The following is a 24,993-nucleotide window of genomic DNA, read 5'->3' as shown; positions in this document are numbered from 1 at the left end:
CCCTTTTCTATTTTGTTAAATCTTCTTTTGGTTCAATTTTACCATATAGACTCTGATTTGTTCTTCTTGCTTCAGCGTTACGTTCTAATTTTTCATACTGAGTAAAGTCTTTGACGATACTATCAAACTTATCTTTCAGCCCTTTCCGCTCAACAGAAACCTCAATCACTTGTTTTTCAATATCTTTTGGATCTACTTCAGAAGATATTGAGTACTGCTCTAAAACCTGATAAGCAGCTTTTGCATCGATAGGGTTTTCCAAATGAATATCTTCCAGGGCAGAGGCTATCTTATTGAGTCGCTCGATTTTGTCATCTAACCGTTTGAGAGATTGTTGCGTTTCTTCAATCTGTTCAATGAAACGATCTCTTAAATCATGAAACTGGTCTGAGTCAGAGACATTGTGACTGACAAGATAATTATATTCCTTGACTAACTGTTCCAATTTTGAAATATTAGGATTTTTAGTCAGCACATATTCGCCGCTCTCATAAGCTAGTTGATTGATTAAAGTTGAACCTTTCATAAACTTATTGCTAGTAGAATTATCAGGATTGATGAAATAGAAAAAGTCAGATTTTTTGATAAAAATATCAAAGCTGCCATCTTCTTGTTTATCAATCAGCCGGTTAGGAATTTTTACAGTTCCCTGGTTTGCTATCCCGTATTGAATTTGTAGATAGATACCTGAGTCTGTCTCGTACTCGACTTGCCACGGTTCAATCTTGACCCTCTTTTCAAAGTCCTCAGCTTTTTCCGCTTGCAGCTTGTCATATTCAGTTTTGATTTTCTCTAAAGGATGAACAATTTCATTCTTTGCCAGGCGCTCCCTAATTTGTTCTTGAGAGTACCGTCCTTTTTTGGATAAGGTACTGTCTCTAGTATTTCTCTTCTGCTCTTGATCTAGCAATTTGTATTTTGCATACTTCCCAGAAAAGTCAACCGCTAGATTTAAGGCTTTTGCTTTATCCTGAAAATCGTCTAAGCTGGTTGAGTGTTTGAGCAAGAACTCAAGCCTAGATTTAATTTCTAACTTGAATGAATTTTCTCTGCGATAAGCTGCGTATTCTTTATGACCAAAAGGATTTTTTACAGCTATAATACTAGCACCAGCAACGTCCGCATGTTTATCAGAAATTTTCTCTAAGGCACTCTTGGTTTTTTTCTGCCAACGAAATTTATTAAGTGTAATCGAATTAGTCGAATTGATATAAATGTGATTGTGCAGATGGCCTTTATCTAAATGAGTAGCAATGACAAACTGATGACTTCCACCTGTCAGTTCAAGCGCAGTCTTTCGTCCAATCTCATGAACTTGCTCTGGTGTTAGATTATCTTCTGGAGAAAAGGACTGGATAACATGGTGAGCTAAAACATCATTTTTTGAAAATTCTTCATTGTTAATCGGCCGACCTTTTTCAATATTGGCCAGCTGTTTTAACTGCATCATTTCAGAAAAGGCCGAGTCCACATCGACCAGCAAATTTCCAGAAACCAGCTGAGAGACAGGCTGACCATTAACAATTTTGATAGGAAAATTCAAGTCAGGATCTAGTAATTCTGTTCCAATCGTTTTCGCTCCATCTTTGATATATTTCAGACCTTCAGCTAATTTATTGACCGATTTTATTTGTTTTACTTTTGTTACGACCAAGACATTTTTACCCCCGTCTTTCCTTTAGCAGCTTTTCAATCTGAGAAATTTCGTGATTGAAATTTTCTTCCATCAAGCGCTTTACTTTTGCGAGTGAGTGCTGTAAGTTTTGATAATTTTCTAAGCTGATTTCCTCGTTCGTGTTGACATATCTTGCTAGCTGGTTGATGTTCGTACCAATCCGATTTATCTCTGTTCTCAGTTTAATTAGTTCTGAATAATCTACCGTCACTACCTCACCAGTCAGTAGCATATAGCGAGCGTAGGTGTTGAAATTTGAAAAATTATGTTGAGCCATTCTTCGATTGATAAGCTCATTTTCTTCAGGTGTTACTCGCATAATTTTTTGTATTTGTCTATATAATTTTTTTGGATCGCTCATATTTTTTCCTCGAATTTCCTATTGACATCTGCATTGGCTCCCTCTATACTTTTCAAACTGGCAAGCATAGCAAGGTGATATCACCTTACGCATTTTAAAAGATTTTCCAAACTCCAAAAACTGGCATTTTGCCAATTTAGGAGCAGGAAAACCTTTCAAAGTTTTGGGGAAATCCCCAAGCCCCTTTTCCGTCCTTTGGACGTTATTTGCTTTCAATTCTTGAAAGCAAATCGACCTTAACAGCCTGATAGGCTTCATCTGAAATAGAGTCCAGATAGTCAATCGTCTCTGTATATTCTAGAGCCAATTCTGGATCAATCTCTTTCAAATCTTCTGCATCTTCATCCAGTAAAGCAATAGCCTTTCTGCGTTTTGCTGCAATAAAATCTTCATTTCTGCTGTAACGTCCATTCTCAAAATAGAATAGATTTAGCAGTAGAGTTGTTTCAACATTTTCTGTCATTTCATGTTTCCTCCGTTGTCTTTCTTCGTTGCATAAAGCCGTCAGATAATTGAGCAACAATATCCTTTACAGGTTCAGCTGATTGTTGCTCTTCTCGGCTTTTTTTATTTCATCTTTCGCCGTCTCTTTCTCTTTTGACTCTAAAGTTTGTTCTTTGGATTGCTCTTTCAATCGGTCTAGCTTTTGTTGAAAAGCGTCCTTTGTCAATTCTTTACTTTGATACTTTTCAAGAGCTTGGTCAATTCTAGCAATCAAACTGTCAGCTTCTTTTTGAACAATTTTGATTTGTCCTTCTAAGTCACTAAGTCCTCTTGGGTCTTGCGTCCAATTAGCCAAATATCCAAAACTATATTCGCTTGTATCAAGTCCATAATGACTAGATACAACAAAGGCTACTGACTCCGCTTGCAATTCTGCAGTGCTTAAATTAAATGGAGTCTCCGCTCTTTTTTCCAAATTGTGTAAATCTGAATGTGCCATTTCATGAAAGATAGTTTTTAACGTATGCTGCTCAGACAGACCTTTTTTGATAACAATTTCATTGCTGACAGGTGAGTAATATCCCTTGGCTCCCTTTGTATCTTCGCTAAAAGAAATTGGAACTCCGTTAGCTTCGGATACCTCTTTAGCGGACTTATAAAGATTGCCATAATCTTGATAAGAGCCTTTCAGTTCATAGACTGGTTTAGGCAATTCTTTCCCATCAGTCTGAGAAACATCAAAGACTGGAACGAGCTTAAAAGAGGTATAAGTAATTTCTTTTCCATCTTTATCAAGCAGTGGCTCATTCGTTTTTGGATCTCTTTTTTTCACTGTTATAGGAGCAAAAATCCGCAATGCTTTTTCTCCTTTATTAACACTTCTGCTAAATTCATCCTTCCATTTTTTGAAAGATGCGACATGAGAAGCTCTTGGATTTTGTCTCAAAATCATTTGAATATTCAGTGGTGAGTAATTGTGAAACTTACTCATAGCTAATAAATATTGCTTGTATGTGTCAGACTTGAAATAATCTTTTACTCCTTCTTTTAGAACTTGGGCAAGACCTTTACTATCTTTTGCAGCAATCAATTCAGCAACTGTTTTTTGCTGCCCGGAAGAAGAAAGATTTTCATTTTTAGAGTTATCAGCTGCCAAAGGATTTGAGCCGTAAGAAATTTCTTCCTGATCAGACTTTCCGTCTCCGTCAGTATCTGGACTATAAGGATTGGTTCCCATGTTGCGCTCTACAGCGTCTGGAATTCCGTCCCCGTCTGAGTCTCGTTCTAACTCTTCTTTTTGGGCTAGAGCTTGTTGTCTTTCCTGGTCTTCTCGTTGGATTTGTTCAACACGCTCTCTTAAACTTTGGGCTTGATTTTCTGGCATTGATAAATTCTCCTTTAAAATTTCTATTCCTTGATGTTGCTTCAAGGTTTCAAGCATTTGCTGGCCGCCATCAACAACAAACTCTTTATTTACCGATAAAGTTTTGATTTCGTTGTTCTTCTCAACAAAGACTCCCAAAATCGTTTTTTCTTGATTTAGAGCGTCTAACTCAACATTAAGTGTTTGATTAGGATTCAGTAAAGTTGCTGGAAAAGAAGAGCTATCATCCGTCCTGAAAGCCAGCATCACATCCCGATCATCTGATCGGATGGCATTAGCTACATCCAAGCGCCCCATCTTCTCAACGGAAGACAAATCATCGAAGACAAAGGAGTCTGTTTCAAAAATTTCAGGCAACAATGGCATTAATTTCACTTTATCTCTAAACCCTAGCCCCAGGCTCAAGTTGGCAAAGTTCCCTTTTCCTGCTGCTACGTCTTCTATAAATTGCTCAGAAAGGTTATCCACCCAATCAGAATATACAGGAGCAATCCCCGTCAAGTGCATCCAATGACGTTTTTCAAAATTCACCTGAAGCATCTGAACATCTTCCTTGTCCTGGTAGAAATAAGTAACCTTGCTGTTTGCTAATTCTTGCAGATACCAGGAAGCTGATTTTTGAATATCATCCGCATAACGATTTAGAAAACGAATATCTTTATTCGTCGCATAGTGATAGCCTTTTCTAAGGCGCACACTTGACTTTTTAGGCCGTTCAATGTTAAAATATAATTGAACATTGGCAGGAAAATCAGGTTGAGCCTTTGGCTCTTCAGGCTGTGGTGCTGTCCTTGAAGGTTCGCCTTCTAAATAACCGGAATTGCGATTGATTAGTTCGCCCCCAATGTTATTAATAGGCTCTTGGCTTCGGTCAAGAGCTTTTTCTTTGCTCTCCTTTAAGGCGTCGTTCCAGTCCATTTTATCTCTACCAGCTGGCATCGATGGCAAATCTGAACTGAAAGAAATTCCTTTATCAGCTAGGCGATTTATGAAAGTATGACCTGCTGCATCATTATCTACTGCTAAAGTGATTAGCTCCTGGTGTTTCCCATCTTTGAAAAAATCTGTGACCTCTGCCGTTTGAGATAGAAAGGTTGAATAGTTCTCAGGTTTGACCTGGGCTTTGATTTCTCCTAGTTCATACAAGAGTTCAGCGACGTGCCGGCTGATGGTTGACTCTTTCAAGCCATCCATTGCTACCAGACGCACGCCAGATAATTCGTCTTTGTGCAGCTCATAGTAACTCATTAAATCAATAGGAGCTTCTGCAAAAACAAGCCGCTTTGGCTGGCCAATGTCGATGTGCATTCCTGTTAGGCCGTCAGAAGCTCTCATAATCTGTTTTAAGCGGCCTCTTTCGTAGAGGTCATGATTTTCCCTTATCCCCTGCAAAGACGCTCCTATGACCTCATTTTGGCTATTTAAGCTCTTAAAGACAATGATAGGCTCATAGTAATTGCCTGTCTTTTTTGTAGCTTGAGCTAAGACTCCTTTTTCACCGAAAAAGTCAATCGTTTCATCACTCAAGCCCCTGACTTCCTTCAGGTATTCCCTGGCTTCTATGAACTTAGTTTCATAAGGCTCAAGGTAATAGCTGAAAGGTTCTTTTTCAGGAACGCTGGTCACATCGACCACGTCAAAACTACCTTCTTCCAGGAAGTGCTTCGCCTGCTTAAAAGAAAGCTTTTCCCCTGTCAATTCCTCCTGGACCACTTGGACCATTTTAATGACATCCCCACCATTGCTACGGGCAAACCAATTGAAATAGTTTTCCCTAACATTGATAGTGAAAGAGTCATGTTCTTCCCAAGCGTAAGTATAGCTTCCTGTTCGCTGTAAACTCATGCCCAGACTTTCTGCCACTTCTAGGATTGACAGGGCTTTGAGTTCTTCAATACTCGCCATCTATCCTGCTCCTTTCTCTAATTGTGCCGTTATGGCTTTTTTGGTCTGCTCGATGAACCGAAAATTTCTTGTCCTTCTCGCTAAGGTAGCCCATTTCCTGAAGTTTCAAGGAAGTCCAGGGGCTAAAGTTAAAGCCTACCAACCAATCTGACTTTGCACGTGCTTCTGCTTCTTCCGCATATTGACGGGTTTCCTCCGCAGGTCTTAGACTTTTGAACGCTTTGACGATACCTGCGTCGGTCAATGAATTGACCCAAAGACGATACTTGGCCTTTTTAAGCGCATTTGGTATCAACCTTAAAATAAGATAGGCGATTGACTCACCTTCACGGTCAGCATCCGTCCCAATGATGATACAGTCTGCTTGATTGACTTCTCGCTTAATCAAATTAAACTGCTTTTTCTTATCAGCTTTGACTTCATACTCGAAGGCTTCAGGAAAGGCAGAAAGATTGGCTAAGTCCCAATTTTCATAGTTCTGATATGGATTTTTAATCTCTACCAGGTGACCAACCGCAGAAACAATTGTCACTTGACCATCTAGCAGGTCTGTCTTGACTTTCCAAGCCCCTTTTTCATTCTTTGCTTGCCCCAGGGCTTGAGCGTACTTCTTGGCTTGGTCAGGCTTTTCTGCCAATACCAGATATTTCATAGATACGGCAACCTCTCTTTCTTTGGTTTTTGTGTTATAATTAAATAAAGTTATAAGGAGTAGCCCTATGGATTTTACACACGCATTTTTTAACATTGAACAATTACAAACTAAACATTTTAGATATAATTACATGTTCCATTCAGGAGACATCAGCATCATAGCCAATACTGATGATGATCATTTCCAATTGTTTGTTGTTATCTCAACTGAAAATCTCCAAGTCTGCCGTCAACTGAATTTATATCTTAAAGATGACAAGTATCAATTTAACGCCTATTGGCAAACAGAATACTTCTCCCAAATTTATCCAATTATCGCCGTTGACAATAAATTAGATATGTTTTGGGAAGATTTAATTGACAGGCTTTCAAAAATAACTGATGAACAATTAGAAAGGCTTGACCCAACACAATATCAGACTATGGTTCGTCAAGTAACAGAACAGTCAAGAGATACTATCTACCTCAGTCACTTAAGACAATCAAAAATGAGTAAGGATCAATTTGAAAAAATCTCCCGTTTCTATGGGAAAAGCGTAGCTTACAAGGTTCAAAGTATGGGCTGTACTTTGGTTTTCAGTAGTAACCCTCTTAAGAGCCATACCATAATTATTGACGACTTAGTCATCAAGTAAGTTAATATTCTCAACCATAAAGAGACTGTCTTCAGTCTCCACCAAGCCATCAAGTTCTGAAATCGTCTGAAGTAGCGTATCAACTATACGTGTATGTTCCTGGTACATCACAGCTGGCTTTTCACTTGCATAATTGACCAAGGTTTGAGTTGCATTTTTTAGTAAAACTTGAGCTTTTAAAATATCATCACCTGCACTTAAAACCTCATGGATGGTAGAAAGTTTAATAAGTTCCTCTTCAGTCATTTCATCACCTCTATTTCTTCCTGAAGTAAGCTCTCAATATTAGCTTTTAAGTAAGTCAACTTTTCTTTAGAAGGTTCAATCTCCTCAACTTCAAGCACTCCTCTATACCGTTTAGGGTAGCTAAAAAGCTGTGTAGAGACTGCTTGAAAATCCTCAACGTCTAATGTTTTAATCAAGATGCTAACAAAGTCGTTTAAGACCTCCCCCTGATTGCTCTTTTCAGTCACTTGATGTTCAAGGGCAAATCGCTTCAGGGCTTCTGCCATCGTTGGCATCTCAACGGCTGAAAAAAGGGTATCAAAATAACCTATTCCTCTCATATTAGTTGCTTGTATCATGTTCTCCTCCATTTCCTCAAAATACAAAAGAACCCTGGTAGGTAATCCTAACAGGTTTTCTTTTGGTTAAGCCACTTCCTCAAATGGCAATTTTACTTCTAGCACCTTTGCGCCAGTTGTTTCTATCACCCTATCGTGGTTGACATTGGCATCCCAATCATCCATATCAGACATGGAACGGATATAGCGATACCAATTTTTATCACTAGGGCTATTAGCTAGTTCTTTAGCCCGTGGATGCTGCTGCATGTTGGTCTTTTTATCCTTGAATACATGCTGCTTAGAGATAAAGACTAAAGCTTCGTCTACTCCTATTCTGGCCACCTCGTCTGGAGTTAATAAATCCCGTTGGATGGTTTGAATGGATTGACTGCTGGAGCCTTGCGCCCCTCGAGTGATCGACTGACTTTTTACATTGATTGTTTGTTTCCCACTCCTCATTGAGAAGTATTTCATCGTAAACTCGTCATTCGTTCCCAGATAAAGCAGTGTAGCAGAATTATTGAAAATTGTTTCCCACTGGTCTTTATACACCGTTTTTAGCTGGCTAATCGCTTGAATAATAATATCTATCGATATTTCACGAGAACGTACAGAAGACTGAACTTCCGTAAAAAATGGAAAGCGACCAAAATTGACAAATTCATCTAAAATTAAGCGAATATGAAGCAAGTCCTCTGGCTGGCAAGTCGGATGTAGCCCCTGGAGAATTTTGTCTGCCGTTTTCGGCAACTCTCTAAACATCATGGTAAACATGACCGTTGCAATGAAGTTGAAAGACTTATCTGTTTCAGGAATGGCGATAAAGACTGCTGTTTTTTCTGTTTGCCATTTTTCCATTTCCATTGAATCACGAGAGATCAAATTTCTAACGACATCATGGTCAAAGGCTGCAAAAACAGTAGTCGCCATGATACGAACAGATGTAGCTGTTCGTCCTTTTGCATTGTCTATAAAAAGCTGCCATTGTCTACAAGCATAGTTTCCAGGTTGTTCTTCTTCTAGCTCTTCAAACATCCGCTCAACCGGACTAGGAACGTCCTCATGCTCTCGTTGGATATTTCTCAGAAGATCCGTCATCTGGGCGATATTTGGTTCGTATTTCCCAAGCACCTTGCCGTCAAAATAGAGATAGCCAATCAGTGCCCTGGTAAGGAGCATTTCTGCTTTATTCCAAAAATCTTCTCCCAGGTTGTTTGAAACCTTTGTACCTTCTTTTAGAGCCGTTGCAACTCGGTCAATATCCATTTCATCGTGCATATAGTGGAACACGTTAAATTGATTGGAATTAGTAAAGTTTACCAGATCAAAAATTTTGATTGTATAGCCGTTTTCTTCGAGCATTTTTCCGCACTCTCGAACTAAAAGCCCTTTGGGATCAGTAACCACAAAAGAGCTGTTCATCTGCATCAAATTAGGTTTTACAAAAGTATAGGTCTTACCATCCCCAGGCAAGCCGACGGTCAGTGTATTCTTGTTAAGCTGACGATTGAAAGGCAGCCGTTTGTTAAATAGCCCCATTCTGGCATTTTGAGTGAAAATCATATCATTTTCCGGTTCTTTATCCCGAAAGCTGGCCAGCTCCTTGACCGTTGCATAACGAGCTGAACCATATTCTTCACCGTATCGATAGCGTCCTCTATCTCCTATCCGTAGATAGAACATTAGAACGATAAATAAAGCAATTCCTGCTCCGTACAAACTAACGGCAGTGAAGCTAAAATCGATTAAAGATTTACTACTCCAGTTTTCCATCATCCAGTCTAAGCGAGCATTATCAAAGATAATAGCTCCTTCTGTTGCTGGTGCAAGATCATATAGCTTGACCAGCCAATGAGCCAAATAAGAAAAGATTAGTCCAGCTATCAGATAAGGTAAAAATTTCCGCTTCTTTTGCTCTGTAATCATTTATAACCCCCTATCATCTTTAGCTAGAGTCTTCTTAGGTATAACTGCTTTTTCAACAGACTTAGCTTGAATTTCAACTTTTACTTGCTGCTTATGGTAAGCCAATTTTTCCTGAAGGTTCATATTTTTTGAGTTCTTAACCAGGTTATTTGTGACCTTTTCAGCTTTTCCAGGATCGGTTAAGTCATTTATAACCCCTTTGAAACTAGCCTCCAGAGCTTTCACATTTTTTGCATCGATAGCAATGGTACAGGTGCCGTCTTTGTTGTCCTTGACAGCAAAACCAACCTCATAGCCTTTCAAATACTCCTCTAGCCGATCAGAATTAACCTCACTAACCATGAATGTTTGAAAGTGCTTTGTCTCATTGGTAGCCATGAATTTATTCCAGTTAGCCTTATCAGTAAATACCTTGCTCTCAGCTCGCTCTTTTACTTTTTGGTAGCTTCCCTCAAGCATTTGGTACATAGTCTTTAAAAACAACTCACCAGTCAGTTTATAAACATCTACTACCTTTGTTGCAACTCTTTCCTGATCCATTCCTACGCTCCTTTCTAAAAAAAGCGGTCATTATTTCCTAACTGACCGCTCTATTTGGTTATTTGATTTCAGCAGATTTCTTCTTGAGAAAATAAGCACCAACTACAGCTAGCAAACCAGCTCCAGCCCAGGACATCATCGCTTCTTCTTTTTCGCCAGTGTGTGGTAGCTGCAGAGAGGTACTTGGTAAAGTTGCTTTTTCTCCTGATTGATTAGTAAGACTGATTGTCTTATCCGCATTGACTGTAGCCCCAACGACTTCAGCTGATACTGTATCAGTTGTTCCGTCTGCATAAGCAACCACAACTTGACTATCCTTTGTAGAGATTACCTGATAGCCCGTGTTGGTTTGGATTGGTGATGCAGAATTGACATTCGCCACAACCTGACCAGTTACTTGAGAAGTGGTTCCAACCTGACTTGCTCCAGCGTCTACAGCTGTTTGAGCTGAAACGTTGGGATTGTTAGTTGGAACGCTAATATTTGGGTTCAAGACCGCAGATCCCCCGTCAACTGTTGGAACAGTGACACCAGAACCAGCGGCAGTGTCTGTTGAAGCAGGTTGAGTTGTCGTGCTATCAGTTGGATTGCTGGTTGTTGGTTGAGTGGGTTGACTTGGAACAGATGGCGCTGTTGTGTCAGAAACTGGCGGAGTTGTTGGTGTAGTCTCTCCGGTTGAAGGAACTGTTACAACCGCTGGCACGTCAGTAGAAGCTGGAACAGTTCCAGAGCTGTCATTCGCAAAAGCGGTCAGAGAGCTTGCTGAAGTCAATACTGCAACAGATGATAGTGTGATAAGTTTAGTCCATTTTTTCATTTTTTATACCTCATTATGTTTATAATTATATTTATAGTGATATTCCATTATCTGCCAAATTTTGATGTTTTTGGCTGGCCGTCTAGGACATAGCCATAAACGGATTTTTTATCGATCTTGAAAGGGAGAGTTAAGCGACTTGTTTTTATGCTGTCATCTGCTCCCTTAGTAGTCACCACAAAAGTTACTGAAATAATATCTTTTGTGACTTTCTGCTTTTCATAGATGGTTGACTGTAGCTGTTCTGACTTGACTTCTACTCCTTCCGATTTCATCTTCTTACTCAGAAAATTTGTTATGTTTTCTTGATTTCCTGAGTAGTAGTTCGCAATGAAGAAGCGTCCTACTGCTTCCACCTGCCCCTGGGCTTCTTCATCGGCTAGCCGTTTCTCCAGTTGATTTATCTGCTTTGTCAGCTTTTGATTACTGATTGCTATTTGAGCCGGTGATATAGCAAGAGCGCCAATAGATAAGCCCAGCGCTCCAATAGCAACAATTTTCCAAATTAAGCCAATAGATTTTTGTTTTTCTTTTGATTGAGGGGCAATTTTTTTATTATTCACTTTTGGTTGCTGCTCAACTTTCTGGGGTTCAACAGGAATAGTCGGCTGAATTGTTTTAGCCGGTTCCTGAGGAACCTGAAAAGGGTTATTGCTAGATGGAGGTGCTGAGATTGGCTTTGTAGGCTCTTGTTTCAACTCTTTCTTGGGTTCTTCCTGGAACGATGCCGTCTGCGACTTGTTCCGTTGAAGCAAAGAAAAGCCTTTTTTCTCTCGCTTCAGTCCAAAGCCGGCTAGAGCTTCTTCTACTATCGCATGCAAAGGAAGCATCAAATTCATCGTGTCTAGGATAGAGCCATCTTCAACGACCTGCTCCAGAAATAACATGAAGGACTCTCTTCTGTCTTCTGCCCAGACAGACTTTTCATTGACATTGGCCAGGAGTTCATCCCGATTGGTGTATGTTTCTTGTTGTCTAGTCTGAATATTAGTGAGTCGGAACATGAGCATCACCGCCATTCTCAGCATTAGCAGCCTTGACTTGTGCAAATTGTTCAAACTCTTCTCTTGTTCTATTGGACTCGGCCATCAAAGCGAGAATATACTCAGCATCTGCAGCCTTTTGCTGCTTCAGCAAATCTTTCTCTTTTTCAGCAAGTTGAGCCTTTTGACTCTTGATTTTTGCTAAATCCTTTTCTAGCTTCTCCAATTTTGCTTTCAGTTGTTGTGATTTTCTAGTGACCATTCTTTCTCTCCTTTTCGGTTTCTAGTTGCTTGAGCTGCTTGATGCAGTCGTTGTCGCTTCTTCTTCTGGATGCCCTGCTTCTGACTGAGAGGTTGTTCCGGTAGAAGAAGGCAAATCCATTAGAGCCATTGTTTCAATTTTACTGATTTTGAATTTCCCGTTATCTTCGGAGTAGCTCAGCTTTAAGACTGTTTGATTTTGAACGTCTTTAACAGCTGAGTCATAGTTCTTCTTCTCGTCCAGTAACGTGTTAGTGTAACGTACTTGAGCAAGCACCTGATGGTTTTTTTCATCGATATAGATTTCTGAACCTTGATATTCAAAATCTACAACAAAGCCTTTATAAGTCTGATTTTGAGGTTCATCTTCTTTAGCGACTTCTTGGGAATACATGCCTTCTGTCATGTATTCCTTGTAGCGCTTGCGGTTTTCACCCAAATCCTTTTTTGTGTAATAGTTGAGTAGAAATTCTTCTACATCTTTCTGTTTCACATTAAAAGAACTGCTGGCAATGGTTGTTTTTTGCTTCGGCTTTTCTTGTGTCTTGGTCTTAGTGGAACCTTGGCCGGCTGAGAAACCAATCAAGGCTGCCAAAATAACTAGTAAAATCCACCCAACGAGTTTCAAAATCTTAATTTTTTTAAGGTCTAGCAATGATTTCACTCCTCCTTATTCATATCTTCTAGGTTAATAACTCCTGGCGCATATTCGTCTGTTTGCTGGCCGGCTTCCCCAACCGGATTGAGATTGACAATCTCAATCTTATCGATCAGCTGTTTTCCGTCTACTTCCTTATAAGTTAGTTTCAGGCTGTAGCTATTGGTTGTTCGGATTGTCTTTTGCTGGTCTTCCTCCCGTTTCTTCTGGCTCACACTGTCATATTCATAGGTTACTGTCGCAAAGACAACCGGTTCCTCCGTACCTACATAGATTTTTGAAGACTTATAACGGAAATTTTGCATGAGGGAGGTTCGGACTTTAAAGCCCGGCTCCTCCTCATTGGCCACCTCTTCCTGATAGGCTTGCTTCGTCAAGTAAGGCTGATAGTCTTCTCGGTTTGAGCCTACCTTGTCTTTATTAAAATAGGCCTTTAAAAAAGCTGAGACCTGACGACTGGCAATCTGGTTGTTGTTCTCATTAGAACTGTTTTTGTTGCCCCCTTGCCAGAAGAACATCAGGAGAAGGAGCAAAACAATACCCCCTCCCAATCCAATGAGTTTAAAGATTTTCACCTTTCTTTCGTCAATCATGTGTACTCCTTTTATTATTTAATTTTGATTTGTTGGCTTTGTACTAGTGCGGGCCCACCTGTAATGAGGAAAGATGGATCCGGACTAGCCGCTGTACCAATCGCTGGAGTCGGGCTAATTTCTAGATGAACGTGATAGATCGTTGTAGCACCTGAATTTCCCAATAGAGCAATTTGTTGACCAGCCTTGACTTTTGTTCCAGAAGCTAGCTTCGGCTGCTCTTTTAAGTGACCGTAATACAGATACTGATTGGTTCCCTCTGGAATAATCGTAATCTGATAACCACCAATAGCAGAATATCCTGTGTTATAAACAGTTCCATCTGTGATAGAGTAGACCGGCACATCTGCCGGCAATACAGACGTCCCATATTGGACGCTCAGCGGTGCTAAATCTACACCCGTATGTTTCCCACCAGACGGGCCGTACAGACCGCCTCCTGCCCCGGAAGACCAAGGTGTGAACCCATACGGTTGCATCACCCAATAATCAGTATTAAAAATTGGAGCATATTTGCCATTTGGCTTGATAAAGGAAGCTCCTCCGCTACCACCGCCATTTTCCAAATAAGAAAGAATTTGCTTGGCGCTGTCCTGTCTCTGCAGCAACTTATCACCAGGATTCCCCTCCCAGTTGATTAAAAATTGAGTCGCAAGAGACTCTACATTGTCATTGCTAGTCGCAATCCGCTTAGCAATTTCAATGTAATATGGTGAATCCCCGTTGAAGATAAAATCAATCTGTAATTCTAGGTCATACCACTTTTTATTTTTTTTCTTGGCATATTCAAGTAACATGGTATGACGTAAAGAACCATCACCAGTATCTGTCCACTGTCCTAACCCTAGACCTCTACGAAGAATATTCGGATAACGTCCATTATAAATAGCAGGGCCATTGATAGAAAGCCAAGCAGGGTCATCCCAGGAATTGGAGGAAGCACCGATAGGAGGATTGAGATAGTCACCTTCAGCTCTTTTGGCCTTAATGCCACTTTCCACCATAAAATTTCCCATAAAGGCTGACGCTCCTTTTTTGGTTGTTTTTGGTTCGTATTTTTTCAGATATTGATAGGTTTGATCAATCCTTTTTGAGGTGTCCCCGTCAAAATCTATATCTTTTAATACCGACGTTGTCTGTGTATAGCTAGCATTTGGAAGATAAAAGCCTGGATTGACATAGACCCATTCTTTTTTCTTCCGATCCTTGAGTTTTTTATAAAAAACCTCTTGGCCATCTTCCGAACCAACCGCTCCGATTTCATCCCCTGGCAGAACTTTATCACCGGATTTAAAGCGGGCTTCATCTACTTTTTTGTAGGTGAATTCCCGCTTTTTATCCTTGATGATAAAGTCTCCGTCTTTGATTTCAACTGTACCTGGCATGGTTGCGTATATTGGAGAACCTTTAGAAGCCTGTAAGACAGAACCCTCATAAAGTTTATCCTTACTTTCGTAACCAAAGCGCTTTGTGATAGTGACTCCTTCGACAGTTTCGTCAGATGTTTCCTTCGAGAACGGATGCTCTAAGTCATTATAGTTAATGTAAAAGCCAACTTGTTTAGCTTGCTCAACTACTTCCCCAAATTCTTCCTGATCCTTTTTAGAAAGTTTGATATAGTCATGCTTGCTGGATTTGATTACCTCTTCCATTGTTTGGAGATTATCTTTATCTCCATTCATTTCATTCCAAATATCCGTCAACAAGTCTCGATAAGGTTTATCGAACTCTAGTATCCCTTTCTTTTTGTTATAGGGCTTATCCAGTTTATAATCACTGTATTTATAGCCCATAAACATCATGACCGAGTCTATATCGCTCCAGTAATCAACTTCATCAGTTGACTTTTCCCTATCGAGTTTACTGAGGTGCGTCCAGGCATCCGTCAGGTCAAACTCATTCTGTGACACCGTAGAGCTTCCGCCTCCAAATAATGCACCTAGAAGCACAATAACCAGCACGGCTACAAATACAATCAGATAGGCTTTAGCGGATAAAGGATTTTTGATAGCTGTTAAAAGCAGCTTTCCAACTTTAGCCGTGACCTTACCTGCAACACTAGCAGTTTTCTTCGCCCTCTTTACTCTCAATCGTGAACGTAGACGCTGGTATCTATTTCTAAATTTGGTTTCCCACCGTTTAGAAACTGGGGTACGAGTAAAGCCACGACCACGAACTAAGTTATAAGTGCGATTGCTGGCTCCATAAATAGCTCTAGTTGTTCCTTTCGCAATCTTTGCAGTATAGCGACCAACTTTCTTAGCTCGTCTTATTTCTGCATGTGTACGACGAATTGTCCTCCTTGCTGAAGCGACATCTTCCAGGACATCATCGCCCGAGAACGCTTCATCCACCAAATAAGAAGCCTGCTGATGCAACATATGACCAGTTTTTTGAAAATTGCTGCCGCCATTTCTTTCTATTGCTCGCTTCTTCTTATCTTTAGCAACTTGTTTCTTTTCTTTTAAGACTTTGAGTTCGCCTTTTGCCACCGCATTTCTAGCTTCCGCCTTTCTAGTGACGTAATGCTTTTCTGCAGCGGTTTGCGGATTGAGAAGCTCTCTTTCTCTTTTATTGCCTGCCTGATAAGAGGCTTTCGTTGTCTTAATCTGAGAATTGATTTCTCTGTACTCCGCTTTGGCTTCTCTCACTTCTCGTCTTGATTTTCTTGACAACGTTTCACCTCCTATTAAGCATCTGTTGCAATCAATTCAAATAATCGAGTGTTTTTTGGTATTGGGTTTTCAAAAGGCACGACCACTTGACCAGCCACTATTAAGCCTGTTCCCTTGGCTTTTGGCTTTTCAATATATCGAATTAAGGTTGGGGTAAGGGTTATAGCTCTTGATAAAGCCAGCAAATCTGATTTCTTATGCTTTAGTAAAATCATAAATTCACTGTTGGAAACTAACTTCCGTCCTTCTTCTTTGTTCATCAGGGTTTCAATATTTTGGGTAATGGCTGTTGCGATTGCCCCATATTTCCGCACCCGAGAATACAATTCAGTAAAGAAGATAGCTTGAGCTTCTTCCTTGAAGTACAGCTGTACTTCGTCAAAGTAAATACGGGTTGTCAGTTGTCCTTGAGAGGCGACAACCTGGTTCCAGATATAGTCCTGAATAACCATCATCGCAAAAGGCTTCAACTTACCAGTCAACCGCTTCAGATTAAAGATAACAAAGCGGTCTGTAATATCGACATTGGTTTCATGAGCAAAGATATTTTGTGACCCTTTTGCATAGATTTCAGATTTAAGAGCCAGTTCCTGAGCCTCTGGTTCTTCTTGCTCTTCCAAGACATCATGCCAATCCTTCAGGGTTGGAGTCCGATCGCTCTTTTCAAATCGACGGTAAGTCTCCCTGGTAACACGATCAATGATTGTGTACTCAACATCCCCAACCTCATCCAGAATAGACTCAAATAGCCCCATAAGCAGATTTGATTTATCTCCGATTGGATCATTATCTTCATCCTTGAGCTGGCTTACATCCGGTAAATCAAGTAAATTAAGGTGAGACTTGGAGCCGATGAAAATATCCACCAGCTGCGCCCCAAATTCTCGACCAATATCAGAGTATTCATCTTCCGGGTCAACAATGATAATTCTGTCTTCTGGGTTCTTGAGATAAGTTGGGATAATCTCCATACTCTTGACCGTTACAGATTTTCCGGAACCAGAAGAACCAAGTACAACTCCTGAACCAGTATTCAAGTCTGCTTTCCGATCAACCGTGATAACATTGTTTGAAAGCTGATTTTGGCCGTAATACAAGGCACGGTCACTATCTGATTTCAAATCAACGTTAGTAAAAGGTACTTGGGTTGCCAGGTTAGCTGTCGTCATATCACGGATAAAACGACGTTTCACATTTAAGAATGTATGGCCGATAGGAAGAATGGTATTCAGCCCCTCTTCCTGGTAGTAGAAACACTCTTGAAAGTCAACCCCAACCTTACGAGCAGCAGTCAAAACCTTATCAGTTATATTGGCTAATTCGTCTTCATCTTTAGCCTTGAAATAAAGAGCAATCAGCCCTGAAAAAGCTTTTTGATCGTTGTCGTCAATTTCTTCTTTCCAGCGTTTGGTAGACTCAGAAATTTCCTTTGCTCGACCACTGACTGCCAGCTCCTGGTCTACTCCTTCTTGCGCACCAGAACGTTGAGCCTTAATCATTTCAGTCTTGATAGTGGTGTCAGCATTGTTAATCTTCTTCAAGAACTCTGCTGGTTCATAAGGTACAGCCTGAACCGTAATTGCCAACTCCTCTCCAATATCCGTCAGATTTTTAATCATCCGATCAGTTAGAAAGGTTGGAAAGTTTCGGGCATACATAACCTTAGCTACTCCATCATTGATCCGTAGACGATTTTCTAAGAAATGCAGTCGGTTAGGAGCAATAAAGTCCTTACTATGCAATTCAGATAGGGCAATATCCCGGTAAGAGTAAGGGAGTCTGTGTTTACCCAGCAGCAACTCCGCAAAGACATCCAAGCGCTCTTTTCCGTCTAGTTCTTGAAAACCAATATCCATCTGAGCATACTGATTTTCAAGCGAACTGCCAATTTCTTTCAAATTGGCATCCGCCTGCTCCCGATTATAGGCTTCTGTTCCAATCGTGACATATTTCTCAACCTGAAAATTCTTTGAGTCACTAGAAAAACGGCTCTCAATCATATCGTTGTATTCTTTTCGGAAGTTGTCGAAACCATCCCCAACCTCTTCATACTTGATCCGTTCAACTGTGTTATCTTCAATTTTTCTATTGATAACCAGAAGCTGAAAGGTTGATCCTGAGTCCAAAGAATTGAGCGCTTCGGCATGAGTATCTATCACATCGATTTTCTCTTCCTGATTAGCCGATAAATAGGCTACGTCACCCAGGCGATAGGTTCTAGACCATTTATCTTTAGCGACGTGCAATAGTCCGTTTTCATACAGGCTATTGTACTTGATAGTATTCTGTGTAGATGCCTTCAGTGTCCGTCTTAGACGATTGCGACGTTCCTTTTCAGCTTTCGTCAAATTCTTTGACTTTCCTCCAAAGTTTAAAATCATCTTTTGTAAACTCCTCTCCTTCCTCAAATTCTGTTAAATAGCCCCTTTTTTGGACTTTTAAATTAAACATCACTCTATCCTTAACGAGTTCATCAAAGCCTAGCCCATAAATTACAAAAGGCGGGGCAACGATAAAAGCCGTTAGGTACATTAAAATATCCGAGAGTCCCATCAGTGAAATGGTGATTGTAATAGCCGAAACTAGCACAATCCCCAACACCAAGATTAGAATTCGTTTGGTCATTCCAAACGCTATCGGGCGTTCATAATCATCAAACGTTTTTATAAATTCACTCCCTAGTTTATTGTTCATTCTGCCTCCTTCTAGCCAATTAAAAAACACCTTGCCTTGCAAAGTGTTAGTTCAACCTATTCAATTCAGTTTTATTCTCTGATTTTGCTAATGGTAGCCATAATAGCTCCGATAAAAGAAATAAGTAAAATAGCTAATACTGACCAACCAGTCTCAAATGGATTTCCTCCTTCAACGACATTCAAGATAAAGACTCTATAAGCAAAATAAGCAAATATCCAGAAGAGAGACAATCCAAGAAACATAACTACCCAATTCAACAGAACATTTAGGATAAAGAATGGGGTCGCAATCAGAAATCCAAACACCATGACAATGATGTTGAATGCAATATCAAAAAAAGTACCAATCTTAGACCAAATGGATGGCTTATACTTCTTCGTCTTTGATGGTTGGAATGGTACAGTAGCTGGCTCTTCTTCGGGAAAAGATAATTTGAAATGACTGCCTTCTCGCCTGATTTGATACTTCATTTCTGCCATGACCTCACCTCCTAATATATTAGAATTATTTTACCATATTTTTTATGATTTTTACATAGCATTTAAGAGTGTTTTCGCTTGTTTTTGACTACCAAAGAGACACATGATGTAAACAACGCTTTTACCAATAGAAGCAAAAGCAGTTACCCAATCGCCCTTACCTGCCTTAAACATATCATCTGAAACTAAAGCTGGATAAAGTTTAATAACAATGACCAACAACAATCCTTGAAAAGCATAAGCTGCAAAAAGCTTTAGAAAATTAATAGTGATATTTCTTGTCTTTTCTGACATGAATAAAGCTGTCAAAATTGGTGCCACAGCCTTGAGAATATACATCTGGAAAAATCTTAGAAAGGCAATAATTCCAGCACAAACGTTCCCAACAAAATCGGTTGCTGAACCAACTAAGCCAACTATTTGTTTCATGATCCAGCCGCTCACTCCTGAAGTATCTATATCAGATTTGAAACCTGTCTTTGGCAGGACACTGTTGACTAAGGTAATGCCTTTATTGAAAAAGTAGACTATAACATCAAAAATTTCTGAGCTGAAATAAACCAACATAAAGGCTAGAATATAGCCCAAGGCTACCTCCATCCAAAGCTGTATGGTTAAACTCCCTCCCTCTTGACCTAATCTCCTATTCCAGGACATCATGTCGAAAAGGAAGAAAGTTAAAATAATGACTGCTGCAATAGGCAATAAGGCATTATTGATTTTGTCCGCATACTGATTAACGGTTGAACTATAGCTAGCTAGAGATTTACTAATGCTATCCATTCCCTCTAGCTCCTTTCACTACTTATTTTGGAATTGAATTAAGCGCTGTAATGATTGCTTGGCAGACTGAAACTGCAATTACACCAACAGCGCCACCATTGATCATTGAATTTGCGCCTTTTTCCTGACGCATCGAGTCATTATTGTTTCGTCCTCCGAAAAATTCAATAACACCAACTAGTACCCAGACTAAACCTGTAATACCTACAATGATCTGTAACATTTGAAATACTTTTACTGCCGTTTCCATTTGTTTTATTCCTCTTTTCTATCTTCTGTTAGATTTAATTGTTGCAACACTTTCCTCAGGACAATCATTTCATCCTCGAAAAGTGTGACTCCTTTGCCAACTCGTGAATAATCGTCCTTCCAGGATCGAATATCATATCTTGGAACTGTGTTGTTCCAAGAAACTTTATTTAGTTCCTTCCGCCAGCCTTTTTCAGTGGTTGACAGTGTTGCTATATGCTCAACCACTTTAAAATGAACTGGCTCATTATTATCTTTTCTGGGGTGACGGTTGGACTGGTTCTGTTCCTGAGGTTTTTCAAAACTCCAATCATTTCCGTCTTTCCAATCCGTCATGTAGTTCCTCCTATTTTTCTTCTAGTTCGGTGATAACCTGTTCCGGTCAGTCTCAATACGCTTGTCATTCCAAATCGACATCTTCTTGCAATTAAAATATTATTTCTGGTAATTGTGCGAATTGCAGAAAAAATGTCTTTATACTCGACTTTCAACTCAACGACTCTAGACTTTCCGGCAACGTAACCACGTCTTGAAATGGTTCCATATTTTGGCTTTAAAACCAAAATCTCGCCAGTTTCCAGATAGGCAGAGGCTCCACCTTCACGTCCTAACTGTTTTAAATCTCTGATGCAGACTTCATTGTCTGCAAGGTCTTTAAATTTATTCATTCTTTTTCTCCTTCTCGAATAAATTTAGGTTAATTTACACCCATGCTGTATAACCTTAAAGGTTATATCCGTACTTCATGCGCACCGTTTATGGTTGTAACGGCAAACCTGCAAAAATGCAATATGTGACTGAGGCCAGAGTCTGGCTTTACACTCCGCCCCCTATTTTGTATCTCATAGTCACGCTGTATCAGGGCAGAGGATATATGCAGTTGTCAAAGTGCTTCAGCAGTTTATTGACTTACTGAGGTCAAGTTTTTAAAAATGTGGAATCAATTTAATCTCAAAATGAGGCAATCCAAAAGCTATTCCCAAAAAGAAAGTTAAAATAGCAGCAACTAAAAACCAAACAACTATCTTAGCACCTTCATCAATAATCAACTGCCAAGAAATACCGAACCATTCATACAGTTGATTTATAAGAAAACCTACAGTGATAAATATAAAAATATATGCAAAAAGTGTCATAAATTTCCTCTCCGTTCAAACATTTCTTTCTAGTAAAATCTATCTCATTGTTCCTGGAGAACAAAATCTTATTCCAACTGCTTTCTGGCATTGCTGTTGTAAGTTGCTAGTAGCCCATTGTAGATGTACTCAGCAACCATTTCAGATGAACGTGCAAAGCGCATATTCTCTAGAGCATACTTGTAACGATCCTCAAATGGCAGCATGATAACACTAATTACTGTTTCTGAGTAGTTATCTTCCAAAAGCTGAGCATATACCAAATCACAGATATAATCTTTATCATATTGGGTAGCTTTATCAACCTTCCGGAAAAGGGAATTTGGATCTTTATTTTTTGAATTTTGAGTAGCCTTTTCCTCATCCTCCTCAGAAATAATTAATTCAGTATCATTTATATCAGTATCACTAATATCAGTATCACTAATATCAGTATCGTTAGGGGATAAATCTGATACCGGGGTAGTATCAATTTGACACCCCCCTAGTGTTTTTTTGACACCCCCCTGGTCTAAATTTGACACCCCCCTGGTGTCAGATTTGAAATCACCTGATTTATCAGCATTTCTAGTAGGTGTATCATCTTGTAGTAGACCAAGGTAAATCCGGTTAGCAAGGTTTCCTGATTTACTAGTAGATTGTTGAATTTCACGAATTAAACCATATTCTGTAAGCTGCTTCTTAATTCTTAAAAGGGTAGATTTTGAACAATTTAGGATCTTCATTAGATTAGAGTTAGAATATACCAAATAGATATTTCCATCTTCATCAATCCAATTGTTCTTGAAAGATAAATCCAATCTGTCTTTCAGCATAGAATAAGCTACTTTGGAGTCTAATCTCATGTTCTCGTACAAAGGGCTTTCAAATAGAATTTTGGGCAATGCATAAAATCGTTCTGATGTTTGATAATGACTTGCACTAATAAATTTTATATCTCGCATTGATTAAACCTCCCTCAGTCTAAAAGCACCTTTTGAGTTAAATCTAATCAATCCAAACGCTTCTAGTTCTTTCAAATTTTCTAGCGTTTCTTTTCGGGTAGAACCTGTCTCTTTCATCAAGAATGAAATAATAGCCTCTCTGGATTCTTTTTCTTTAGGTGACATATTAGCCCCTCCTTAGTTATCTTAAATAAACAAAAAACGAGGAAATGATTTCTCATTTCCTCGTCAATTTCTTATTTAATTTTTCACTTTCTCAAAACTCTAGACACTTACAATCTAAAATATAAACAAAAACTTGTCTATCCTTCCACTCCTGCCCTTCTTTTTGGAATTGTTTCCGTACACCTTCACGATAGAAATCAGCTTGCTCCAGCAAATTCTGCGAAGGGATATTCTGTAGATCAACATGTGCTTCTAAACGATGAAATCCTAGTTCGCGACTGACTTTCTTGAGTTCTTCTAACATAGCTCTGGCGTAGCCCTGACGCCAAAATTGATTATGTATCGTATAACCTATTTCTGCCCATTGAAAATCATCTCTAGCTAGCACAAATAAATTAACCATACCTACATGTTTTCCTCTTTTTGCATCATAAATTCCCCAAATATACTGTTGGTCTTTCTCTCGGAAATCGCGGTGCTTAGCCACCAAATCCGCAAACCAACTTTCTGTACAAATTGTCATATCTAAAAGCCCAGCATCAAATGGTGATTGAGAAGGCAGTCTATTGGAAAATCCTTCCAGCCAAACCGAGTAATCCTTCTCTTCCAGATATTTTAAATAAATATGTTTCATAAATACTTACTTCCCTCTCGAATACTAAGTCCAGCCATTTCTATCTGATGCCGCTCGATAAATTCTCTGACCCAGTCTGGATTGGTTTTTGAATAATCTCTCAGCGCCCAGCCAATGGCCTTGTTAATAAAGAATTCTGTTTGGCCTAGATTATTCACTAAAATCTTCTCCAAGAGCTCCGTATCTGTTTCCTCTTTCCGAAATAGCTGATGATCAATTGCCAAGCGCCGCAGCCAGATATCCTCATCACGACTCCAAGCTAAAATAATCTCTTTGGTTTCTGGAAATCGGGCAATGATGGATCCAACCAAGCGGTCCAAAAAGTCTATGGTATCCCACCAAGATTTTGTTTGAGCCAGCTTTTTCAAATGAGACAAGTCAGATGGAATCAATAGTTTCTTGCGACTTTCCAGATAATCTAGCGAGGCATACTGCAATTCTCGATAGGGATTGTTCCAAGCTTCATTTATAAAATTCCAGTCAATGACGGAGTCAGTCTGCTGTTTGAAAAAAGTTTCTGCGAGCTTCCGTCTGGCTGGAGTCTTGACCCCTAGAAACTCAAATTTATTTTTCATATAGGCTTTCATAGCCACTGCATCATCAGGGTTAGCCACAGCTTTTAACTCTTTTACCAATTCCTCTACATTCATAGCTTACTCCAGCAATTCTCGGTCATAAATAGTGTAGTCGCAGCGGTAAATCACGAGGCGCTTGCCATCAATCAGTAATTCAGAAGTTTTAGGGGCATCGGATTTATCTAGAGAGACTCGGTCGCCAGCATAAGCTGCCAGAGGAGTCCCGTTTTGAGAGCGAATCAAAATGACCTTTTTCTTTCCGGTAAAGTCGTTTTTAAAGGCTGAAATCATGCGATTTAAAACGGGAACTGCATGGCTATTCTCCTCAACATCTGCAGTCTTTTGATATTGAGCAAACACATCTTTCAAGCCTTTTTCTTCTGCAATCAAGGAAGAGCCCACATGGTCAATCTCATACTTACCCAAGGTGATTTTGAGCACAGAAGAGTCTTCTTTAGAAATTCCTTCCGCATCAACTGAGTCAAACTCCTCGTTACGCGAGATAGATAGGGACTTGCCCGACATTTGATCAATGAGCTGGGAATTTTCATCATAGGTGCGAACCGTCATCTCTAAACCAATCCATTCCTCCTTGGCATTTTTAAACCAATTTTCAACGGACTGACAACCGGTCAAGGTCAAAAGACTAATGCTTAGAAGAATTATTAATAAATGTTTCTTTTTCATCATTTCCACTCCATTTCTTTTAAAGGTTTGATTGGTTTAGCTTGCTTGTCTAAGGACTTTTGGAGCCAAACAATGTCATGCCAACGTTCGAATTTATAGCCAATTTTAGGGAAATGTGCTACTTGCTTATAACCTCGCTTAGTATGAAAAGCAATGCTATCTTCGTTAGGTAAAGAAATACAAGCTAGAAAATGCATATATCCCATCTGATCTAACAGGTCTTCAAGTTCATCATAAAGCTTACTGCCGACTCCTTTTCCTCTAGCATCTTGACTGGCATAGACGGACAATTCCACCGCCCAATCATAGGCTGCACGCGCATAATAAGTCGAAGCATAGGCATAACCTAAAATTAAACCATCTTCTTCCGCTACGAGATAAGGATATTTTTCCAATGTTTTCTCAATTCTAGTTGCAAAATCCTTAATGGTCGGTACTTCATATTCAAAAGTGATGGCTGTATTTTCTACATAAGGCGCATAAATAGCAAGCAAAGTCGCAACGTCTGATGGGTTTGCTAATCTAATGTTCATGTTGGCTCCATATTCAATTCTCATTATTTTCACT

Annotated in this window: 30 protein-coding genes; 1 reads left to right on the top strand and 29 read right to left on the bottom strand. The window is 39.6% G+C overall.

Going from position 1 to position 24,993, the window contains the following annotated elements:
• Positions 1-7: 7 nt before the first annotated feature.
• The 5 genes from ELZ47_RS05890 to ELZ47_RS05865 form a co-directional block, all read right to left on the bottom strand.
• Positions 8-1,654, bottom strand: coding sequence for a helical hairpin domain-containing protein (locus ELZ47_RS05890; protein ID WP_126435563.1), 1,647 nt, complete (start codon positions 1,652-1,654; stop codon positions 8-10).
• A gap of 7 nt (positions 1,655-1,661) precedes the next feature.
• Positions 1,662-2,036, bottom strand: a complete 375-nt coding sequence (locus ELZ47_RS05885; protein WP_126435562.1) for a plasmid mobilization protein — start codon at positions 2,034-2,036, stop codon at positions 1,662-1,664.
• 202 nt (positions 2,037-2,238) lie between these two features.
• A complete protein-coding gene (locus ELZ47_RS05875; RefSeq protein ID WP_061592889.1) occupies positions 2,239-2,499 on the bottom strand; it encodes a hypothetical protein in 261 nt (86 codons plus the stop codon).
• Between the two features lie 66 nt (positions 2,500-2,565).
• Positions 2,566-5,769 (bottom strand): PBECR4 domain-containing protein, encoded by a 3,204-nt coding sequence (locus ELZ47_RS05870; RefSeq protein ID WP_126435560.1) that lies wholly within the window; start codon positions 5,767-5,769, stop codon positions 2,566-2,568.
• The gene (locus tag ELZ47_RS05865; RefSeq protein ID WP_232011379.1) at positions 5,756-6,421 is read right to left on the bottom strand and encodes a toprim domain-containing protein; all 666 of its coding nucleotides are present in this window, start codon (positions 6,419-6,421) and stop codon (positions 5,756-5,758) included. The genes ELZ47_RS05870 and ELZ47_RS05865 overlap by 14 nt, the downstream gene beginning before the upstream one ends.
• Before the next feature lie 67 nt (positions 6,422-6,488).
• On the opposite strand from ELZ47_RS05865, the gene ELZ47_RS05860 reads away from it, so the two are divergent.
• Positions 6,489-7,058 (top strand): hypothetical protein, encoded by a 570-nt coding sequence (locus ELZ47_RS05860; RefSeq protein ID WP_126435559.1) that lies wholly within the window; start codon positions 6,489-6,491, stop codon positions 7,056-7,058.
• Here ELZ47_RS05860 and ELZ47_RS05855 read toward each other — a convergent pair.
• The 24 genes from ELZ47_RS05855 to ELZ47_RS05745 form a co-directional block, all read right to left on the bottom strand.
• Positions 7,044-7,304 (bottom strand): hypothetical protein, encoded by a 261-nt coding sequence (locus ELZ47_RS05855; protein WP_126435558.1) that lies wholly within the window; start codon positions 7,302-7,304, stop codon positions 7,044-7,046. The genes ELZ47_RS05860 and ELZ47_RS05855 overlap by 15 nt on opposite strands.
• Complete coding sequence (locus ELZ47_RS05850) at positions 7,301-7,642, bottom strand: hypothetical protein (protein ID WP_126435557.1); 342 nt, start codon at positions 7,640-7,642, stop codon at positions 7,301-7,303. Before ELZ47_RS05850 ends, ELZ47_RS05855 begins: the two co-directional genes overlap by 4 nt.
• Before the next feature lie 66 nt (positions 7,643-7,708).
• Positions 7,709-9,550, bottom strand: a complete 1,842-nt coding sequence (locus ELZ47_RS05845) for a VirD4-like conjugal transfer protein, CD1115 family (protein ID WP_126435556.1) — start codon at positions 9,548-9,550, stop codon at positions 7,709-7,711.
• Complete coding sequence (locus ELZ47_RS05840) at positions 9,551-10,090, bottom strand: DUF3801 domain-containing protein (protein ID WP_126435555.1); 540 nt, start codon at positions 10,088-10,090, stop codon at positions 9,551-9,553. It lies immediately after the preceding gene.
• A 58-nt stretch (positions 10,091-10,148) separates the two neighbouring features.
• A complete protein-coding gene (locus tag ELZ47_RS05835) occupies positions 10,149-10,907 on the bottom strand; it encodes an LPXTG cell wall anchor domain-containing protein (RefSeq protein WP_126435554.1) in 759 nt (252 codons plus the stop codon).
• Positions 10,908-10,954: 47 nt separating this feature from the next.
• Entirely contained in the window at positions 10,955-11,746 is a 792-nt protein-coding gene (locus tag ELZ47_RS05830; protein WP_126435553.1) for a hypothetical protein, read from the bottom strand.
• Positions 11,747-11,894: 148 nt separating this feature from the next.
• Positions 11,895-12,152 carry a hypothetical protein gene (locus tag ELZ47_RS05825; protein WP_126435552.1) on the bottom strand — a complete coding sequence of 86 codons (258 nt, stop codon included), beginning with the start codon at positions 12,150-12,152 and terminating at the stop codon, positions 11,895-11,897.
• Positions 12,153-12,173: 21 nt separating this feature from the next.
• The gene (locus tag ELZ47_RS05820; protein ID WP_126435551.1) at positions 12,174-12,815 is read right to left on the bottom strand and encodes a hypothetical protein; all 642 of its coding nucleotides are present in this window, start codon (positions 12,813-12,815) and stop codon (positions 12,174-12,176) included.
• The gene (locus ELZ47_RS05815; RefSeq protein WP_126435550.1) at positions 12,812-13,402 is read right to left on the bottom strand and encodes a hypothetical protein; all 591 of its coding nucleotides are present in this window, start codon (positions 13,400-13,402) and stop codon (positions 12,812-12,814) included. The genes ELZ47_RS05820 and ELZ47_RS05815 overlap by 4 nt, the downstream gene beginning before the upstream one ends.
• Before the next feature lie 14 nt (positions 13,403-13,416).
• Positions 13,417-16,077, bottom strand: coding sequence for a phage tail tip lysozyme (locus tag ELZ47_RS05810; protein ID WP_126435549.1), 2,661 nt, complete (start codon positions 16,075-16,077; stop codon positions 13,417-13,419).
• A gap of 14 nt (positions 16,078-16,091) precedes the next feature.
• The gene (locus tag ELZ47_RS05805; RefSeq protein WP_126435548.1) at positions 16,092-18,458 is read right to left on the bottom strand and encodes a VirB4-like conjugal transfer ATPase, CD1110 family; all 2,367 of its coding nucleotides are present in this window, start codon (positions 18,456-18,458) and stop codon (positions 16,092-16,094) included.
• Entirely contained in the window at positions 18,412-18,771 is a 360-nt protein-coding gene (locus ELZ47_RS11975) for a PrgI family protein (protein ID WP_232011378.1), read from the bottom strand. The genes ELZ47_RS05805 and ELZ47_RS11975 overlap by 47 nt, the downstream gene beginning before the upstream one ends.
• 71 nt (positions 18,772-18,842) lie before the next feature.
• Positions 18,843-19,253, bottom strand: a complete 411-nt coding sequence (locus tag ELZ47_RS05795; protein ID WP_126435547.1) for a lactose transporter — start codon at positions 19,251-19,253, stop codon at positions 18,843-18,845.
• A 51-nt stretch (positions 19,254-19,304) separates the two neighbouring features.
• Complete coding sequence (locus ELZ47_RS05790) at positions 19,305-19,841, bottom strand: type IV secretion system protein (RefSeq protein WP_232011377.1); 537 nt, start codon at positions 19,839-19,841, stop codon at positions 19,305-19,307.
• Positions 19,842-20,058: 217 nt separating this feature from the next.
• Complete coding sequence (locus ELZ47_RS05785; RefSeq protein ID WP_125336601.1) at positions 20,059-20,286, bottom strand: hypothetical protein; 228 nt, start codon at positions 20,284-20,286, stop codon at positions 20,059-20,061.
• A gap of 5 nt (positions 20,287-20,291) precedes the next feature.
• Positions 20,292-20,621, bottom strand: coding sequence for a YdbC family protein (locus tag ELZ47_RS05780; protein ID WP_126435545.1), 330 nt, complete (start codon positions 20,619-20,621; stop codon positions 20,292-20,294).
• Positions 20,618-20,953, bottom strand: a complete 336-nt coding sequence (locus ELZ47_RS05775) for a hypothetical protein (RefSeq protein WP_126435544.1) — start codon at positions 20,951-20,953, stop codon at positions 20,618-20,620. Before ELZ47_RS05775 ends, ELZ47_RS05780 begins: the two co-directional genes overlap by 4 nt.
• A 258-nt stretch (positions 20,954-21,211) precedes the next feature.
• Positions 21,212-21,421, bottom strand: coding sequence for a hypothetical protein (locus ELZ47_RS05770; RefSeq protein ID WP_126435543.1), 210 nt, complete (start codon positions 21,419-21,421; stop codon positions 21,212-21,214).
• A 68-nt stretch (positions 21,422-21,489) separates the two neighbouring features.
• On the bottom strand, positions 21,490-22,365 hold the full coding sequence (locus ELZ47_RS05765) for a replication initiator protein A (RefSeq protein WP_126435542.1): 876 nt from the start codon (positions 22,363-22,365) through the stop codon (positions 21,490-21,492).
• A gap of 3 nt (positions 22,366-22,368) precedes the next feature.
• A complete protein-coding gene (locus ELZ47_RS11860; protein ID WP_002926338.1) occupies positions 22,369-22,530 on the bottom strand; it encodes a hypothetical protein in 162 nt (53 codons plus the stop codon).
• Positions 22,531-22,621: 91 nt separating this feature from the next.
• The gene (locus ELZ47_RS05760) at positions 22,622-23,164 is read right to left on the bottom strand and encodes a GNAT family N-acetyltransferase (RefSeq protein WP_126435541.1); all 543 of its coding nucleotides are present in this window, start codon (positions 23,162-23,164) and stop codon (positions 22,622-22,624) included.
• Complete coding sequence (locus ELZ47_RS05755) at positions 23,161-23,814, bottom strand: DNA alkylation repair protein (protein ID WP_126435540.1); 654 nt, start codon at positions 23,812-23,814, stop codon at positions 23,161-23,163. Before ELZ47_RS05755 ends, ELZ47_RS05760 begins: the two co-directional genes overlap by 4 nt.
• A 3-nt stretch (positions 23,815-23,817) precedes the next feature.
• On the bottom strand, positions 23,818-24,429 hold the full coding sequence (locus ELZ47_RS05750; RefSeq protein ID WP_125331044.1) for a DUF5052 family protein: 612 nt from the start codon (positions 24,427-24,429) through the stop codon (positions 23,818-23,820).
• Positions 24,426-24,959, bottom strand: a complete 534-nt coding sequence (locus ELZ47_RS05745) for a GNAT family N-acetyltransferase (RefSeq protein ID WP_221762802.1) — start codon at positions 24,957-24,959, stop codon at positions 24,426-24,428. The genes ELZ47_RS05750 and ELZ47_RS05745 overlap by 4 nt, the downstream gene beginning before the upstream one ends.
• Positions 24,960-24,993 lie beyond the last annotated feature (34 nt).

Source organism: Streptococcus sanguinis (genome assembly GCF_900635155.1).
Taxonomy (GTDB): domain Bacteria; phylum Bacillota; class Bacilli; order Lactobacillales; family Streptococcaceae; genus Streptococcus; species Streptococcus sanguinis_G.
This window is presented reverse-complemented; position numbering and strand designations above follow the sequence as displayed.